The organism is Desulfofundulus luciae (genome assembly GCF_030813795.1).
GTDB classification, from domain to species: domain Bacteria; phylum Bacillota; class Desulfotomaculia; order Desulfotomaculales; family Desulfovirgulaceae; genus Desulfofundulus; species Desulfofundulus luciae.
In genome coordinates, this window is record NZ_JAUSUX010000006.1 from 33,925 (window position 1) to 50,776 (window position 16,852).

Below are 16,852 nucleotides of genomic sequence, written 5' to 3' on the forward strand. Positions count from 1 at the left end.
TGTGACCCTAAAGAAAGGGCTCACCTATGCCGATGCGGGAGTGGACATCGCCGCCGGAAACCGGGCGGTGGAACTGATCAGGGACAGCGTGCGCAGTACCTTCCGTCCGGAAGTGCTTACAGAAATCGGCGGATTCGGGGGACTCTTTGCCCTGGATACCTCCCGCTACCGCCAGCCCGTGCTGGTATCCGGCACCGACGGGGTGGGCACCAAGTTAAAAATAGCCATGCTCATGGACCGCCATGATACCATCGGTATAGACGCCGTGGCCATGTGCGTGAACGACATCCTGGTCCAGGGAGCCGAACCCCTCTTTTTCCTGGATTATCTCGCCGTGGGCAAACTGGTGCCGGAAAGGGTGGCGGCCATTGTGTCCGGGGTGGCCGCGGGTTGCCGGCAGGCCGGCTGCGCCCTGATTGGCGGGGAAACGGCGGAAATGCCCGGTTTTTACGGCCCCGGGGAATATGACCTGGCGGGGTTTGTGGTGGGCGTGGTGGAAAGGGAGCGGATCATCGACGGCTCGACCATTCGCCCCGGCGACCGGCTGGTCGGCCTTCCTTCCTCCGGCCTGCACAGCAACGGTTATTCCCTGGCCCGGCGGGTGCTGCTGGAGGTGGCCGGCTACGGGGTGGACACTTACCAGGAGGACCTGGGACGCACCGTGGGCGAGGAAATGCTGGAACCCACCCGCATCTACGTCCGCACGGTACTGCCCCTGCTGGAACAATTCGACATCCGGGGCATGGCCCACATTACCGGCGGCGGTCTTACCGAAAATATACCCCGCATTTTGCCCCCGGGTACGGCCGCGGTTCTGGAACGCCGGTCCTGGCCCGTGCCCCCGGTTTTTTCCCTCATCCAGTCCATCGGCCGGGTAGCGGAGGAGGAAATGTTCCGTACCTTTAATATGGGCCTGGGACTGGTAATGGTGGTCCCGGGAGAACAAACCGACGCCCTCTTAACACACCTGTCGCAGCTGGGCGAAAAAGCCTACCTTGTGGGCGAAATAGCCGGAGGCGGGCGGGAAGTAAAGTATGTTTAGGTCGGGGGGAGGATATATGAAAAAACTGCGTCTGGGAGTCCTGGCCTCGGGAAGGGGCTCCAACCTGCAGGCCATCATGGATGCCATTGACGAGGGGCGCCTGGCGGCCGAGGTGGTGGTGGTGATCAGTGACAACGGGGAGGCAAAAGCCCTGGAACGGGCCCGCCTCCGCGGGATACCGGCCATTCATATTAACCCGGCCCAATTTCCCGACAAACACACGTATGAAGAAGCCATTGTGGACACCTTAAAAAAACACCAGGTTGAACTTGTTTGCCTGGCCGGCTACATGCGCCTGGTGGGCAGGGTCATGCTGGAATCTTTTCCCAACCGCATCATGAACATCCACCCGGCCCTTTTGCCGGCCTTTCCCGGCCTGCATGCCCAGCAGCGTGCCCTGGAATACGGCGTCCGCTACAGCGGCTGCACGGTGCACTTTGTAGATGAAGGGATGGATACCGGCCCCATCATTTTACAGGCCGTGGTTCCGGTTTTGCCCGACGACACTCCCGAAACCCTGGCCGACCGCATTTTAGAACAGGAGCACCGTATTTATCCCGAAGCTATTGCCCTCTTTGCCGCCGGCCGGCTGGAATTACGGGGCAAGCGGGTTTACATCAAGGAAGCATAAAAGGAGGCTTTATATGCGTGCTCTGATCAGCGTTTCGGATAAAACGGGACTGGTAGACTTCGCCCGAGGTCTGGTAGAACTGGGGGTGGAGATTGTATCCACCGGGGGGACCGCCCGCACCCTGAAAGAAGCCGGCCTGCCCGTTACATATATCTCAGAGGTCACCGGCTTCCCCGAAATTTTAGACGGCCGGGTAAAAACGCTGCACCCCGCTGTCCACGGGGGCATTCTGGCCCTGCGCACCCCGGACCACCTGAACCAGCTAAAAGCGCACCACATCACCCCCATCGATATAGTGGTGGTTAACCTGTACCCGTTCCGGGAAACCATTGCCCGCCCCGGCGTAACCCTGGAAGAAGCCATAGAAAACATTGATATTGGCGGCCCGGCCATGGTGCGGGCGGCGGCGAAAAACCACCGTTATGTACTGGTAGTGGTGAACCCGGCCCGCTACCCCCAGGTGCTCAAAGCCCTCGCGGAAGGAAAAATCAGCGATGATTTGCGCCTGGAACTGGCCCGGGAGGCCTTTGCCCATACGGCCGCCTATGACACCGCCATTGCCGCCTACCTGCAGAAACAGATCCAGGGGGATGAGCCTTTCCCGCCGGCCTGGCACATTTCCGTTGAGCTGGCCCAGCCCCTGCGTTACGGGGAGAACCCCCACCAGCGGGCCGCCTTTTACCGGGATCCTTCCGTGACCGGCCCCTGTGTGGGCAATGCCGTGCAATTGGCCGGCAAAGAGCTTTCCTTTAATAATATTCTTGACTTGAATGCCGCCCTGGAACTGGTGCGTGAATTCATCGATCCTTCGGTGGTAATTATCAAGCACAACAACCCCTGTGGGGCAGCCAGTGCCGGCGACCTGGCCACGGCCTACCGCCTGGCCTACGAAGGTGATCCCGTATCGGCTTTTGGCGGCATAGTGGCCTGCAACCGCACCGTGGATAAAGAAACGGCCGAGCAAATGGCCGCCATATTCCTGGAAGCCGTGATTGCCCCCGACTTTACCCCTGAGGCCCTGGAAATACTGACCCAAAAGGCCAACCTGCGCCTTTTAAAAACCGGCCCCCTGACCGTCCGGCCCACCGACCGGCTGGACATCCGTAAAGTTAACGGTGGTCTGCTCATTCAGGAGGCCGACCTGGAACTAACCCGCCCCGATGAGGTGAAGGTGGTCACCGAAAAACAACCCTCGGAAGAACAGTTGGCCGAGATGGCCTTTGCCATGGCCGTGGTCAAGCACGTGAAGTCCAACGCCATTGTGGTCACCAGAAACCGCCAGCTTATCGGCGTAGGGGCAGGGCAGATGAACCGGGTGGGAGCGGCCCGGATTGCTCTGGAGCAGGCCGGCGAAAAGGCCAGAGGTGCAGTGCTGGCTTCGGACGCCTTTTTTCCCTTCCGGGACACGGTGGATGAAGCAGCTAAAGCCGGCATTGCCGCCATTATCCAGCCCGGGGGGTCGCTGCGGGACGAAGAGTCCATTGCCGCCTGCAACGAGTACGGCATAACCATGGTCTTCACCGGTATGCGCCATTTCAAACACTAGTGCAGGGGGAGGACTGTCACAATGAAAGTGCTGGTGGTGGGCGGTGGCGGCCGGGAACACGCCCTGGTATGGAAGCTAAAACAGAGCCCCCGGGTAGAGGAAATCTTTTGCGCCCCGGGCAACGCCGGCATTGCTTCCCTGGCCCGCTGTGTGCCCATCGGGGCGGAAGACATCTCCGGCCTGGTTGCATTTGCCCGGCAGGAAAAAATAGACCTCACCGTGGTGGGACCGGAAGGCCCCCTAACCATGGGCATTGTTGATTCCTTCAGCGAAGCGGGCCTGGCCATTTTCGGGCCTACCGCCTGCGCCGCCGCCATTGAGGGCAGCAAGGTGCTGGCCAAGGAACTCATGGCTAAATATGGCATTCCCACGGCGCGGTTTGCCGCCTTTAGCGATGCCGGGGAAGCAGCCGCCTACATCCGGAAATTAAATGCTCCCTGTGTGGTAAAGGCCGACGGCCTGGCCGCCGGCAAAGGAGTGGTTGTCTGTCAGACGGTGGAAGAGGCCCTGGAGGCAGTGGAAGACATCATGGTTAAGGGTGTGTTTGGTGCCGCCGGCAGCCGGGTGGTGGTGGAGGAATACCTCACCGGCCAGGAAGTGAGCATTCTGGCCTTTACCGATGGAGAAACGGTTATTCCCATGCTTCCCGCCCAGGACCACAAGCAGGTTTACGACGGCGACCGGGGCCCCAACACCGGCGGCATGGGGGCCTATGCGCCCGCTCCCGTCTGCACACCGGAGGTTTACCAGACCGCCCTGGAGAAGATCCTTATCCCCGCCGTGCGGGCCATGGCTGCCGAAGGGCGGCCTTACCGGGGAGTTCTCTACGCGGGATTAATGGTCACCGGTGAAGGCCCCAGGGTCCTGGAATTCAACGCCCGTTTCGGCGATCCGGAGGCCCAGCCGGTGCTCATGCTCCTGGAAACCGACCTGGTGGAAATAATCGAAGCGGTATTGTCCGGCCGCCTGGGGGAAAAGGAAATCCGCTGGCGGCCGGGAGCAGCCGTGTGTGTGGTGCTGGCCTCGGGGGGGTACCCCGGCCCTTACCGTAAGGGTTACCACATTTCCGGCCTGGACCGGGTGCCTCCTGACGTGGTGGTCTTTCATGCCGGCACAGCCCTGGAAGACGGCCGGGTGGTTACTGCCGGCGGCCGGGTCCTGGGTGTAACCGCTGCGGCCGAAACCATTGCCGCAGCTATCGAAAAAGCTTATGCCGCCGTGGAACAAATCCACTTTGAAGGCATGCACTACCGCCGGGACATCGGCCGCAAGGCTTTGAGTGCAATTTAGAAAAAACTCTCACGAGGGGCATCCAGGAGGTGAGGTGCCCCTTTACTTTTGTAAAGAAGAAAAGGATTTTTTCCCTGCGTGTCGAAGTCCATTGGAAAGAACCCTGTTCCCTTTGGGAATAATAGGATAAGACCAGGGGGAGTGGCCAATGGCATACACGGGCAAACTAAGAGACCCATTATTGGACGAATTATTTGAAGCGGTGCTCACACTGCGGGATATAGACGAATGCTACCAGTTCTTTGAAGACATCTGTACCGTGGCCGAGATCAAAGCCATGGCCCAGCGCCTGGCCGTAGCCAAGATGCTGCAGGAAAACCGCACCTACACGGAAATTGCCGCCCAAACGGGGGCCAGCACAGCTACCATCAGCCGGGTTAAGCGCTGCCTGAATTACGGTGCCGACGGCTATAAACTGGTCCTGGCCCGGCTGGCCGGAAAAGAGAAAGCCCCCCGGTAAGGGCAGGCTATTGACATAGGCCGCATTGTTGGTTTATCATGTTGTCATAGTAGCAATTTAACTAATTAAAGCAAAGTTGTCCGGTCATTTTTCCCGGGCTGTTCCAAAGGAGGAAACCCGCTTGATTAGAATTATTGGTGCGGGCGATCCGGCCGTGGAGCAACTCCTGTCCCGCCACCCGGCTGGCTGGGAGGATGCTGCCGCCAGGGTGAGGGACATCCTTGCCGGCGTGCGGGACGGAGGGGACGAGGCCCTTTGCCGGTATACGGCCCGTTTCGATGGAATTAACCTGACTCCGGAAGAACTGAAGGCAAAGCCGGAGGAAATCTCCGAAGCCAAAAAGCAGGTTAAAGGGGAATTCCTCGCCGCCCTGGCGGTGGCGGCGGAGAACATTACCGCCTACCACCGACGCCAGTTAACCAGCTCCTGGATGGAGCCCGACGCCCGGGGCCTTCTGGTGGGACAGCTTGTGCGTCCCCTGGCCCGGGTTGGTGTTTACGTGCCGGGAGGGACGGCAGCTTATCCCTCTTCGGTATTGATGAACGTCCTTCCCGCCCGGGTGGCCGGGGTGAAGGAAATCGTCATGGTTACCCCTCCTGGCCACGAGGGAAAGATCAATCCCCATACCCTGGCGGCTGCAGACCTGGCGGGAGTAACGGAAATTTACAAGGTGGGCGGGGCGCAGGCCATTGCCGCCCTGGCCTATGGAACGCAAACCATCCGGCCGGTGGACAAAATCGTCGGGCCGGGCAATCTTTACGTTACCCTGGCCAAGCAGCAGGTCTTTGGGCTGGTGGATATAGACATGCTGGCGGGGCCCAGCGAAGTGCTGGTAATCGCCGATGATTCAGCCGATCCCCGGCATGTGGCCGCCGACATGCTTTCCCAGGCCGAACACGATCCCCTGGCCCGGGCATTGCTTCTCACTCCTGACAGCCGGCTGGCACAGGCCGTCAAGGAGGAACTGGAGCGCCAGTTGAACGATTTACCGCGGCGGGAAATTGCCGCCGGTTCTCTAGCCAACCACGGAGCCATTATCCTTACCCGGGACATTACCCAGGCTGTGGACCTGGCCAACCGCTTCGCCCCGGAACATTTGGAGCTGGTGGTGAGGGAGCCTTTTTCCTGGTTGGGACGCATTGCTACGGCCGGGGCCGTTTTCCTGGGGCCCCATGCCCCGGAACCCCTGGGGGATTACCTGGCCGGGCCCAGCCATGTTCTGCCCACCGGGGGTACCGCCCGTTTTTATTCCCCCCTGGGCGTGGACGCCTTTTTAAAAAGAATCAGCGTTATCTCCTGCTCCCGGGAAGCGTTCCTGGAAATGGCCCCCCACATTATCCGGCTGGCCCGGGTGGAAGGCCTGGACGCCCACGCCAGGGCTGTAGAGATAAGGTTGGAGTAAATACAGTAAAATCGTTATGACAAGGATGCGGTGCTGTCGGCGCGAAGCACTGGAGTGAGCGGGGACAGCGCCGCATCCACGCCGATTCACTGAATATTTACCGGCAAGTCATGCCTGGAGAGTGAAAAATCATGAATGCTGCCTTTGATCCCGCAGCGCTGGTGCGTCCGGACCTGGACGGGCTGGTACCCTACCAGGTTCATGTCCATCACAACGTAATTAAACTGGACGCCAACGAAAATCCCTACGATTTTCCTGTGTCCATCCGGGAGGAAATCTGGCGGGAACTGGGGAATCATACCTTTACCCGCTATCCCGACCCCGTGGCCGGCGATCTGGTCGACCGGCTTTCTGATTACACCGGCGTGCCGGCCGGCGGCATCCTGGCGGGCAACGGCTCCGACGAGCTGATCCTCACCCTGTTATTAACCTTTGGTACCGGAGGGCGGGTGGTCATCACCCCTCCCACCTTTTCCATGTACGAGGTGCATGCCCGCATAGCAGGGGCCCGGCCAGTAAACGTACCCCGCAGGCAAAACTTTGCTTTGGACGTACCGGGCGTGATCGCGGCGGCCCGGCATCCCGAAACCCGGGTGATCTTCCTGTGTTCACCCAACAACCCCACGGGGAACGCCACCCCGCCGGAGGAAGTGGCCGAAATACTAAAGAACAGCCGCGCCCTGGTGGTGGTGGACGAGGCCTACCAGGAATTTGGCGGGGAGAGCTGTATACCCCTGTTGAAGGAATACTCCAACCTGGTGGTCCTGCGCACCTTTTCCAAGGCTTTCGGGTTGGCCGGCCTGCGGGTGGGCTATTTGCTGGCCGATCCGGCAGTGGTTCAACAACTGCTGCGCATCAAACAGCCCTTTAATTTGAACGCCTTTTCCCAGCTTGCCGCCCGCACGGTAATGGCCCGCCGGGAAGAGTTCAACCGTTTGATCAAACTGATCCTGCAGGACCGGGAGGAACTTTACCGGGAACTGGCTGCCCTGCCGGGGGTTGAGGTTTTTCCCACGGCGGCCAATTTTATTCTTTTCCGCACTCCTTTACCGGCGGAGCAGGTTTACCGGGAGTTGCTGGCGAAAGGGATCTTGATCCGCAACATGCACGGCCCCGGGCTGGAACAATGCCTGCGGGTAACGGTGGGGAAAAGGGATGAAAATCGACTTTTCCTGGAAAAGCTAAAAACGATTTTGGGGTTGTAGGGGGTGGGGAAAATAAGTTCACAGAGGGTGGCCGGGATTAAGCGCCGTACCGGTGAAACGGAAATCCGGGTGCACCTGAACCTGGATGGGACGGGCAACTACCAGATCAGAACGGGCATCGGCTTTCTGGATCACATGCTTTGCCTTTTCACCCGGCACGCCTGTTTTGACCTTGAGCTTAACGCCCGGGGTGACCTGGAAGTGGACGGCCACCACACGGCGGAAGATACGGCCATTTGCCTGGGCCGGGCATTGAAGGAAGCCCTGGGCAAAAAGGAAGGCATCAATCGTTACGGCCACGCCCTTTTGCCCATGGATGAGGCTCTAGTGCTGGTGGCGGTAGATTTAAGCGGGCGGGGCTTTTTGGCCTACGATGTTTCCCTGCCGTCACCCCGGGTGGGGAATTTCGATACCGAGCTGGTGGAAGAATTCCTGCGGGCGCTGGCCTTAAACGGGGAGTTTACCCTGCACGTACGCCTGCTGGCCGGGCGGAACACCCACCATATTATTGAAGCCATCTTCAAGGGCCTGGGCCGGGCGCTGAAATCTGCCCTGGCCGCAGATCCCCGGACGCCGGGTGTACCCTCCACTAAGGGGTTGTTGTAGTGTTCTGGCGGGGGAGGGGACGAGAGTTTTGATTGCCATCATTGATTACGGGATGGGGAACCTGCGCAGTGTACAGAAAGCCTTTGAGAGAGTGGGGTTTGGAGCCGAGGTGGTGCAGGATCCGGCCCGGGTAGGACAGGCCCGGGGAGTGGTCCTGCCGGGAGTGGGAGCCTTCCGGGATGCCATGGACAATCTTATAGCCGCCGGCCTGGACCAGGCGGTGAAAGAGGCCATCGCCGGAGGCAAACCCTTTTTGGGCATCTGCCTGGGGCTGCAGCTCCTGTTTGAAACGAGTGAGGAGTTTGGCTCGACACCGGGCCTGGGTATTTTCCCCGGCCGGGTGCGCCGTATTCACTGGGAGGTTAAAATCCCCCACATGGGGTGGAACCAGGTATTTTTCCAGAAGGAGATTTCCCTGACCCGGGGAATTCCTGACGGAGCAACTTTTTATTTCGTTCATTCATATTATGTAGACCCGGGGGACCAGGACCTGGTGGCGGGGGTAACTACCTACGGTCAGCCCTTTACCTCCATGGTCAATCGGGGTAACGTTTTTGGCATCCAGTTTCACCCGGAAAAGAGCAGCACCCTGGGGCTAAAAATTCTGCAAAACTTTGGGGAGTTGGTGGCCAAATGTTAATTATCCCGGCAATTGACCTGCGGGCAGGTAAATGTGTACGCCTGGTGGAGGGCCGGCTTGACAGGGAAACGGTTTATTCCGATGATCCCGTCGCCGTAGCCCGCCTTTGGGAAGACCAGGGCGCCCGCTGGCTGCACGTGGTGGATCTGGATGGAGCCTTTACCGGCGAGCCCAAAAACTGGGACATGATCCGGGGCATCCTTTCCGCCGTTCGCATACCCGTGCAGGTGGGAGGGGGTATCCGGGACATGGCGGTAATTGAACAACTGCTGGAGCTGGGGGCTGCCCGGGTAATCCTGGGCACGGTGGCCATTATCAATCCCGGTATGGTGGCCGAAGCCTGTACCCGTTACGGCGAGTCCATTGTGGTGGGCATTGATGCCCGCAACGGCAAAGTGGCCATTGAAGGCTGGGGAGTTACGGCCGAAAAGAACGCCCTGGAACTGGCCGCCGAGATGAAAGGCCTGGGTGTCAAACGGGTGGTGTTTACCGACATCTGGCGGGACGGTACACTGAAAGGCCCGAACCTGGCCGTGGTGGAAGAAGTGGCCCGGTCCACGCAGCTCAAGATCATTGCATCCGGGGGAGTTTCCAGTCTGGCCGACCTGCGGGCACTGAAGGCCATGGAACCCCTGGGGGTGGAAGCGGTGATTATCGGCAAGGCCCTTTATGCCGGCACTATAAATTTGCGGGATGCCCTGAACATTGCCCGGGAGGAATTGGAGGAACAGGTGTGCTGACCAAACGCATCATCCCCTGTTTGGACGTCACCGATGGCCGGGTGGTGAAGGGAACCAATTTTCTAAACCTGCGGGACGCCGGGGATCCCGTGGAGCTGGCTGCTCTTTATGACCGGGAAGGGGCCGACGAACTGGTCTTCTTAGATATTACCGCCTCGGCCAGGGGCCGCAAAACGGTCCTGGACATGGTTTACCGCACGGCGGGAGAAGTATTCATCCCTTTTACCGTGGGCGGCGGGATTAGCTCCCTGGATGACATCCGGGCCATCCTGTCTGCAGGAGCCGACAAGGTGTCCATAAATACTGCGGCGGTAAAAAACCCCCGGCTGGTGGCGGAAGCGGCCCAGCGATTTGGCAGTCAATGCATTGTGGTGGCCATTGATGCCCGCCGGGTTGGTGAAGCAAAATGGGAAGTGTACATACACGGCGGACGTACCCCCACCGGCATCGACGCCATCCATTGGGCCAGGCAGGTGGAAGCACTGGGGGCAGGGGAAATCCTGCTCACCAGTATGGACAGGGACGGCACCAAAGACGGCTATGACCTTGAACTAACCCGTACCGTGGCCCGGGCGGTAAACATACCGGTAATTGCTTCCGGTGGGGTGGGAACTTTAGAACATATTGCCCAGGGGCTGACCACCGGCGAGGCCGATGCTGCCCTGGCGGCTTCCATCTTCCATTTTGGTGAGTACTCCATCCGCCAGGTTAAGGAGTACCTCAAGGAACGGGGTGTCCCCGTACGGCTGCCCTGCTAGGTAAAGGTACACGGCATTTACGCGGCATATAATCGCGGCATATTAAAAAAACAGGAGGATAAACCTATGACCTTTGACGCCAGTTGTTTGAAATACGACGGTGCCGGTTTGATCCCGGCCATCATCCAGGACACCGATACCAATATAGTGTTGATGATGGCCTACATGAACAAGGAAGCGCTGGAAAAAACCCTGGCCACCGGGGAAACCTGGTTTTGGAGCCGTAGCCGGCAAAAGTTGTGGCACAAGGGGGAAACCTCCGGCAACGTGCAAAAGGTGCAGGAGATAACCTACGATTGCGACCGGGACACCCTGCTGGTCAAGGTGAAGCAAACGGGAGCCGCCTGCCACGAAGGTTATTACACCTGCTTCCACTACCGCATTAATCCGGAAACAGGGCAAACGGAAGTGATTGGGGAGCAGCAGTTTAACCCGGAAGAGGTTTACGGCCCCAAATCCCAGCCGGAGGATAACCCGCCGGCGGCAGAAGATAGCGGTGGCGCACCTGCACTGGGGCACGAAGGTGATGAAAAAAAAGCTCCAGCGGTTAATGCCTTGATACTGGAGGAACTGTTCCAGGTAATCAAGGAACGGCAGGAAAAACGTCCCCCCGGTTCCTATACCGCCAAACTCTTCAACAAGGGCCTGGACAAAATGCTCGAAAAGCTGGGGGAAGAGACCACCGAACTGATCATCGAGGCCAAGAACCGGGACCGGGAAGAGGTTGTCGAGGAAAGCGCCGATGTCCTTTACCACCTGCTGGTAATCCTGGCCGAACAGGGCATTACGCCGGCAGAGGTGTTTGCTGAACTGGCCGAGCGGCGGAAGGACGATTAACTGGAGTTTCCCGGCTGAACTGCATATAAGCAGTTCAGTCTTTGAAGGCATGGCGTTGTCCTGAGCGAACGACTTTGCGGAGCGCCGGTAACAGTACCCGGTGAAGCGAGGCCGCCGGCTCGGCTCTCGAGGACACCAAACGCAATCAAACGGAAGAACACCTATTGGAACACATCGGGCAGTTTGAAGACGACTGAAAGACAGCGGTGACGATGGTAATCCGCAGAGAGCCAGAGCCGGCCCGAAGCGAACCGTGGTACTGTCGGCGCGGAGCACTGGAGTGAGCGTGGACAACGCCGTGCCTCATCACAGACAAGCTTTGGTTCTGTTGTAGAACAACGAGCCTTCCGACATGACTAATAAAAATTTCCCCGGTCTTGTTGTTAAATACGCCGGGTTTTTCTTTTGCAGTGGTACCGAAAGACCAGGGCCTGTGGTATAATGCACCCTGGATGGGAAGTGATCGGCAAATGGACCTGTTGAAAAACCTGAATGAAGCCCAAAAAGAAGCAGTGCAGCACAAAGACGGGCCCCTTTTAGTGCTGGCGGGCGCGGGCAGCGGTAAAACCCGGGTACTGACCACCCGTATCGCCTATCTCCTGCAGCAGGGGGTGGACCCGCACCATATCCTGGCCATCACCTTTACCAACAAGGCGGCCCGGGAAATGAAGGAACGGGTCCAGACCATGGTTCCCCATGTAGCGCGGGACCTGTGGGTTTCCACCTTCCATTCGGCCTGCCTGCGCATCCTGCGCAAGCAAGCCCGTTTTCTGGGCTACTCCGAGAATTTTGTGGTTTACGATGAGCATGACCAGCAAACGGTTCTGAAAGATTGCCTGAAAGAATTAAACCTGGATGAGAAAAGGTTTCCACCCCGGGCCGTGGCCGCGGTCATTTCCGGAGCGAAAAATAAACTGTTAGGACCCGATGCTTACCAGGACGAGGCCTTTGATTTCTATTCCCGTCATGTGGCCCGTATTTACGCCCTGTACCAGGACAAGCTATTCCGCAACAACGCCCTGGATTTTGACGACCTGATCATGCTCACGGTGCGCCTGTTCCGGGAAAACCCCGCGGTCTTACGCTATTATCAGAACCGTTTTCGTTATATCCTGGTGGACGAGTACCAGGACACCAACCACGCCCAGTACGTGCTGGTGAACCTCCTGGCCCGGGAGCACCGTAACCTCTGCGTGGTGGGGGATCCGGATCAGGGTATTTATAGCTGGCGTGGGGCGAATATCCAGAACATCCTCGACTTTGAAAAAGACTACCCCGACGCAAAGGTGGTCAAACTGGAGCAAAACTACCGCTCCACCCAGACCATTCTGGATGCCGCCAATCACGTCATCCGGCGCAACCGGGGGCGCAAGGAAAAAAGGCTCTGGACGGCCGCCGGTGCGGGGAACCCGGTGGTGGTTTACCTGGCCCACGACGAGCGGGCCGAGGCCGATTTCGTGGCCGACCGTATCACCCGGCTCCACCGCCTGGGAGTGCCCTACCGGGATATGGCGGTGCTTTACCGCACCCACGCCATGTCCCGGGTGCTGGAGGAAATTTTGCTGCACCGGGGGATTCCCTACACCATTGTGGGCGGCCTGCGTTTCTACGACCGCAAGGAAATCAAGGACCTGCTGGCCTACCTCCGGCTGGTGGTGAACCCGTCAGACACGGTAAGTTTAAGGCGCATTATTAACGTACCACGGCGGGGCATCGGGGAGGCTTCCTTTAATAGACTGCTTGCCTTCAGTGCGGCCAGAGAAATTCCGGTACTGGAGGCCCTGGCCCGGGCGGAGGAAATACCCGGCCTGACCAAAAGCGTACGGGCGGCCTGCATGGAACTGGCCCGCCTCTTTGGCTGGCTTTATGAACACCAGGGCGAGTTAACCGTAACCGGTCTGGCCTGGGAAGTGCTCCAGCGGTCGGGATACTGGCAGGAGCTCCTGACCGAAAATACGGTGGAATCCCGCACCCGGCAGGAAAACCTGAAGGAATTCCTCTCGGTGACCCAGGACTTCGACCGCCAGGCCGGGGAACGAACCTTGAGCGCCTTTCTGGCCGAGCTTTCCCTGGTGAGCGACATAGACCGCTACGACGAGGAAGCCGACCAGGTGGTGCTGATGACCCTGCACAGCGCCAAGGGGCTGGAGTTCCCGGTGGTCTTCCTGGTGGGGATGGAGGAGGGGGTTTTCCCGCACTCCCGTTCCCTCGTTGAGCCGGCGGAACTGGAGGAGGAAAGGCGCCTCTGCTACGTAGGCATTACCCGGGCCAGGGAACGGCTATATTTAACTCACTGCTGGCAGCGCACCCTGTACGGTGCCACCCGGCACAACGACCCGTCCCGTTTTCTGGAAGAGATACCGCCCCACCTGGTTACGGTCGATGACCCCCTCGATAGCGGGAATGGGGAAGGGCGGCCAAAACCCGCCCCGGGCGGGGCCGGACTGCTCCGGGGAGCAGGCAAAGACAGGGAACCCGGTATGCTCCCGCCCGTCCGGGAGCAGGCTCCAGGGTACGCCTTCAGCCCCGGTGACCGGGTCAGGCACCGCAAATGGGGGCAGGGTACGGTGGTCAACGTAAGAGGACACGGGGAAAACGCCGAATTACAGGTGGAATTTCCCAACCTGGGCACCAAAATCCTCCTGGCCCGCTACGCCCCCCTGGAACGGGTTTAAGTCTGATCCATAATTTTCCCGGCAATAATAAAGACAAGGGAAACCAGCGCCGGTTAGATTTGCGTCGCGTCCTGCGGAGGCTCATATGACCCGTTTGCTGATTGTGGCCCTGTTAACGGCCATCATTCACATGATCAATACCCTTATTTATTCCGTACGCCTGGCCGGGGTGCGCACCCAGCGCCTGGCCACGGCCCTGTCCCTTTTCCAGGTGATCTTTCTCATTGCCAGCACGGCCAACCTGATTCAGGCACCCCTGATGTCCTCCATTGTGGAACACGCCATTAACGCCGGCTTAAGTCACGCCGGCGGCGGGGACATCCTGGCCGATCCCTACTACCAGGCCCAGCTTGCCAGGTTAAACATGGAAATCCGCCTGGTCATCCTGGCCGCCACCGGAGGAACCATCCTGGGGGGGCTTTTTATCCCCACCTTCGTCCGGATATTCACCCGGGGGATAATGCTCCTGGAGGACCTGGGTTCGGTACCCCGCATGTTCTTAAAAATGATCCTCTCCCCCCGGCAGCTTTTAGCCATGGCCAGAAAGGTCAAACTACCGGGAGTGGGCCGTTTCCAGGACGCCCTGCGGGGGCCGCTGAACATACCCCGGTACTTCCTGGTGGCCAATATTTTAATCACCGGCATCTGGACCACCGGTGTGCTCTCGGCCCTGTATGCGGGGGCGTTGATACCCCAGTTCCGGTCCACGGCCACCCTTACTTCGGGAATTGTCAACGGCGTGGCCGCCGTTCTGGCGGCCACCGTGGTGGATCCCACGGCAGCCATGATCACCGACCAGGCCATGCGTGGGGTGCGCCCGGAGGAAGATGTGAAGCAAATGGCCGTCTTCCTTGCCCTGACCAGACTTGCGGGCACGTTGTTGGCCCAGGCCCTCTTTGTTCCCGGGGCACTGGTGATCCGCTTTGTGGCCGAACTGATTACCTGATCCAGTTCTTGGGGGTGTACTTTTTGGACAGCGCCTTGGAAAGAGCCCGCCAGCGGATTGAGGAGCTGCGCCGGGAAATTGAATACCACAATTACCGTTACTATGTGCTGGACGACCCGGTAATTTCCGACGAGCGCTACGACGCGTTGATGCGGGAACTGATCAAACTGGAAAGCAAATACCCGTCCCTGGTCACCCCGGATTCACCCAACCAGCGGGTGGGGGGACAACCCCGGGAAGGTTTTGCCACCGTGCGCCACCGTACCCCCATGCTCAGCCTGGCCAACGCTTTCGATGAGGGAGAGTTGCGGGATTTTGACCGCCGGGTGCGTTCCGCCCTGCCCGGGGAACCGGTGGAATATGTGGTGGAGCTGAAAATAGACGGGCTGGCCGTTTCCCTGCGCTATGAAAACGGCCTGCTGGTTACCGGGGCCACCCGGGGGGATGGGGAGACCGGCGAGGACATAACCGCCAACTTGAAAACCATCCGGGCCGTCCCCCTGCGCCTGCGCCGCCCCGTTCCCCTGCTGGAAGTGCGGGGTGAAGTCTACATGTCCAAAGAGGCCTTTATGCGTCTAAATGAAAGCCGGGAAGAAGCGGGCGAGCCCCTCTTTGCCAACCCGCGCAACGCCGCTGCGGGCAGCCTGCGCCAGCTGGACCCGGCCGTAACAGCCTCCCGGCAACTGAGCATCTTTGTCTACGGGATCGGGGAGATCGAGGGGGTTAGTGTAAATACCCATGCCGAAACCCTGGCCCTGCTCAAGGAGCTGGGCTTTCCCGTCAATCCCCATCACCGCCTTTTGCCCGATATCCAGGCGGTGATTGATTACTGCAACCGGTGGCAGGAAGAGCGCTTTAACCTCCCCTATGTCATTGACGGCCTGGTCATTAAAGTCAACTCCCTGGATCAGCAGGCCCGGCTCGGTGCCACCATGAAGAGCCCCCGCTGGGCCATTGCCTTCAAGTTTCCAGCCGAACAGGCCAAAACTAAAGTGCGGGACATTATCCTGCGGGTGGGGCGTACCGGAGTCCTGACTCCCACCGCCATTTTAGAACCGGTCCGCCTGGCCGGCACCACCGTCAGCCGGGCCACCCTGCATAACGAGGACATAATCAAGGAGAAGGACATCCGGATCGGGGACACGGTAATTGTACAAAAGGCCGGCGATGTTATTCCGGAAGTGGTCGCGGTAATCCCGGAAGAGCGCACCGGAGACGAAAAACCCTTTGTCATGCCCCGCCGCTGTCCCGAATGCGGCGCGGAGGCTGTCCGTCCCCCGGGAGAAGCGGGAACCCGCTGCACCAACATCGCCTGCCCGGCCCGGCTGCGGGAGGGATTGATCCACTTTGCTTCCCGCAATGCCATGGATATTGCCGGCCTGGGGCCGGCGGTAATCGGCCAGTTGCTGTCAGCGGGACTCGTGCGGGATCCGGCAGATCTTTACACCCTGCGCCTGGAGGACCTGGTACCCCTGGAGCGCCTGGGCAAAAAATCGGCCCAGAACCTCCTGGAGGCCATTGAAAAAAGCAAGTCCAACCCCCTGTACCGCCTGATTTTTGCCCTGGGCATCCGGCACGTGGGGGAAAGGGCCGCGCGCATTTTAGCCCAGCGCTTCGGTTTCCTGGACCGGCTCTCCCGGGCCACTTATGAAGAACTGGTAGCAATTCCGGAAATCGGCCCCAAGATTGCCGAAAGCGTGATAACCTTTTTTGCCCAGGAACAAAACCGCCGGGTGCTGGAAAAACTTGCCGCCGCCGGTGTTAATACCCGGGAAGAGGCAGAAGAAGAGCCCGGCGACAAACCCCTGGCGGGCAAAGTTTTCGTCCTCACCGGCAGCCTTGCGCATTTCACCCGGCAGGAGGCCCAGGAACTGATTGAGCGCCTGGGCGGGCGCGTGAGCTCCAGTGTGAGCAGGAAAACCGATTATGTGGTGGTAGGGGAAAATCCCGGCAGCAAATACGACAGGGCCCTGGCCCTGGGCATCCCCATCCTGCGGGAAGAAGACTTTCGCCGGCTGGTGGGGCAGTGAAAGTTGCAACCTCCCCCATGGAGCGCTATAATATTGTCATTTAA

The 16,852-nt window shown here is 59.4% G+C and carries 15 protein-coding genes; all 15 read left to right on the forward strand.

Going from position 1 to position 16,852, the window contains the following annotated elements; translation table 11 throughout:
* Nucleotide 1 precedes the first annotated feature (1 nt).
* The 15 genes from purM (at nucleotide 2) to ligA (ending at nucleotide 16,808) form a co-directional block, all read left to right on the forward strand.
* Entirely contained in the window at nucleotides 2-1,042 is a 1,041-nt protein-coding gene (gene purM / locus J2Z49_RS05045) for a phosphoribosylformylglycinamidine cyclo-ligase (RefSeq protein WP_307400411.1), read from the forward strand.
* Nucleotides 1,043-1,058: 16 nt separating this feature from the next.
* Nucleotides 1,059-1,673, forward strand: a complete 615-nt coding sequence (purN, locus tag J2Z49_RS05050; RefSeq protein WP_307400413.1) for a phosphoribosylglycinamide formyltransferase — start codon at nucleotides 1,059-1,061, stop codon at nucleotides 1,671-1,673.
* A gap of 13 nt (nucleotides 1,674-1,686) precedes the next feature.
* Nucleotides 1,687-3,219 (forward strand): bifunctional phosphoribosylaminoimidazolecarboxamide formyltransferase/IMP cyclohydrolase, encoded by a 1,533-nt coding sequence (gene purH / locus J2Z49_RS05055; protein ID WP_307400415.1) that lies wholly within the window; start codon nucleotides 1,687-1,689, stop codon nucleotides 3,217-3,219.
* Between the two features lie 21 nt (nucleotides 3,220-3,240).
* Entirely contained in the window at nucleotides 3,241-4,509 is a 1,269-nt protein-coding gene (gene purD, locus J2Z49_RS05060) for a phosphoribosylamine--glycine ligase (RefSeq protein WP_307400417.1), read from the forward strand.
* A 148-nt stretch (nucleotides 4,510-4,657) separates the two neighbouring features.
* Complete coding sequence (locus J2Z49_RS05065; RefSeq protein ID WP_307400419.1) at nucleotides 4,658-4,969, forward strand: YerC/YecD family TrpR-related protein; 312 nt, start codon at nucleotides 4,658-4,660, stop codon at nucleotides 4,967-4,969.
* Between the two features lie 121 nt (nucleotides 4,970-5,090).
* A complete protein-coding gene (gene hisD / locus J2Z49_RS05070) occupies nucleotides 5,091-6,371 on the forward strand; it encodes a histidinol dehydrogenase (protein ID WP_307400422.1) in 1,281 nt (426 codons plus the stop codon).
* 131 nt (nucleotides 6,372-6,502) lie between these two features.
* Nucleotides 6,503-7,576: a histidinol-phosphate transaminase gene (hisC, locus tag J2Z49_RS05075; RefSeq protein WP_307400423.1), complete on the forward strand. Its 1,074-nt coding sequence runs from the start codon at nucleotides 6,503-6,505 to the stop codon at nucleotides 7,574-7,576.
* Between the two features lie 27 nt (nucleotides 7,577-7,603).
* Nucleotides 7,604-8,182, forward strand: a complete 579-nt coding sequence (gene hisB, locus J2Z49_RS05080) for an imidazoleglycerol-phosphate dehydratase HisB (RefSeq protein ID WP_307400424.1) — start codon at nucleotides 7,604-7,606, stop codon at nucleotides 8,180-8,182.
* A 28-nt stretch (nucleotides 8,183-8,210) separates the two neighbouring features.
* Complete coding sequence (gene hisH / locus J2Z49_RS05085; RefSeq protein WP_307400426.1) at nucleotides 8,211-8,822, forward strand: imidazole glycerol phosphate synthase subunit HisH; 612 nt, start codon at nucleotides 8,211-8,213, stop codon at nucleotides 8,820-8,822.
* Nucleotides 8,816-9,562, forward strand: coding sequence for a 1-(5-phosphoribosyl)-5-[(5-phosphoribosylamino)methylideneamino]imidazole-4-carboxamide isomerase (gene hisA / locus J2Z49_RS05090; RefSeq protein ID WP_307400428.1), 747 nt, complete (start codon nucleotides 8,816-8,818; stop codon nucleotides 9,560-9,562). The genes hisH and hisA overlap by 7 nt, the downstream gene beginning before the upstream one ends.
* The gene (gene hisF / locus J2Z49_RS05095) at nucleotides 9,556-10,320 is read left to right on the forward strand and encodes an imidazole glycerol phosphate synthase subunit HisF (RefSeq protein ID WP_307400430.1); all 765 of its coding nucleotides are present in this window, start codon (nucleotides 9,556-9,558) and stop codon (nucleotides 10,318-10,320) included. Before hisA ends, hisF begins: the two co-directional genes overlap by 7 nt.
* Nucleotides 10,321-10,386: 66 nt before the next feature.
* Nucleotides 10,387-11,157, forward strand: coding sequence for a phosphoribosyl-AMP cyclohydrolase (hisI, locus tag J2Z49_RS05100; protein WP_307400431.1), 771 nt, complete (start codon nucleotides 10,387-10,389; stop codon nucleotides 11,155-11,157).
* Between the two features lie 470 nt (nucleotides 11,158-11,627).
* The gene (pcrA, locus tag J2Z49_RS05105) at nucleotides 11,628-13,832 is read left to right on the forward strand and encodes a DNA helicase PcrA (protein WP_307400433.1); all 2,205 of its coding nucleotides are present in this window, start codon (nucleotides 11,628-11,630) and stop codon (nucleotides 13,830-13,832) included.
* An 85-nt stretch (nucleotides 13,833-13,917) separates the two neighbouring features.
* Nucleotides 13,918-14,778, forward strand: coding sequence for a lipid II flippase Amj family protein (locus J2Z49_RS05110; protein WP_307400435.1), 861 nt, complete (start codon nucleotides 13,918-13,920; stop codon nucleotides 14,776-14,778).
* 23 nt (nucleotides 14,779-14,801) lie between these two features.
* Nucleotides 14,802-16,808: an NAD-dependent DNA ligase LigA gene (ligA, locus tag J2Z49_RS05115; protein ID WP_307400437.1), complete on the forward strand. Its 2,007-nt coding sequence runs from the start codon at nucleotides 14,802-14,804 to the stop codon at nucleotides 16,806-16,808.
* Nucleotides 16,809-16,852 lie beyond the last annotated feature (44 nt).

What these genes read in the sequence shown, in the direction of transcription:
- purN (WP_307400413.1), top strand. Translation starts at nt 1,059, where the DNA reads ATGAAAAAACTGCGTCTGGGAGTCCTGGCCTCGGGAAGGGGCTCCAAC.
- purH (WP_307400415.1), top strand. Translation starts at nt 1,687, where the DNA reads ATGCGTGCTCTGATCAGCGTTTCGGATAAAACGGGACTGGTAGACTTC.
- purD (WP_307400417.1), top strand. Translation starts at nt 3,241, where the DNA reads ATGAAAGTGCTGGTGGTGGGCGGTGGCGGCCGGGAACACGCCCTGGTA.
- J2Z49_RS05065 (WP_307400419.1), top strand. Translation starts at nt 4,658, where the DNA reads ATGGCATACACGGGCAAACTAAGAGACCCATTATTGGACGAATTATTT.
- hisC (WP_307400423.1), top strand. Translation starts at nt 6,503, where the DNA reads ATGAATGCTGCCTTTGATCCCGCAGCGCTGGTGCGTCCGGACCTGGAC.
- hisA (WP_307400428.1), top strand. Translation starts at nt 8,816, where the DNA reads ATGTTAATTATCCCGGCAATTGACCTGCGGGCAGGTAAATGTGTACGC.
- hisI (WP_307400431.1), top strand. Translation starts at nt 10,387, where the DNA reads ATGACCTTTGACGCCAGTTGTTTGAAATACGACGGTGCCGGTTTGATC.
- pcrA (WP_307400433.1), top strand. Translation starts at nt 11,628, where the DNA reads ATGGACCTGTTGAAAAACCTGAATGAAGCCCAAAAAGAAGCAGTGCAG.
- J2Z49_RS05110 (WP_307400435.1), top strand. Translation starts at nt 13,918, where the DNA reads ATGACCCGTTTGCTGATTGTGGCCCTGTTAACGGCCATCATTCACATG.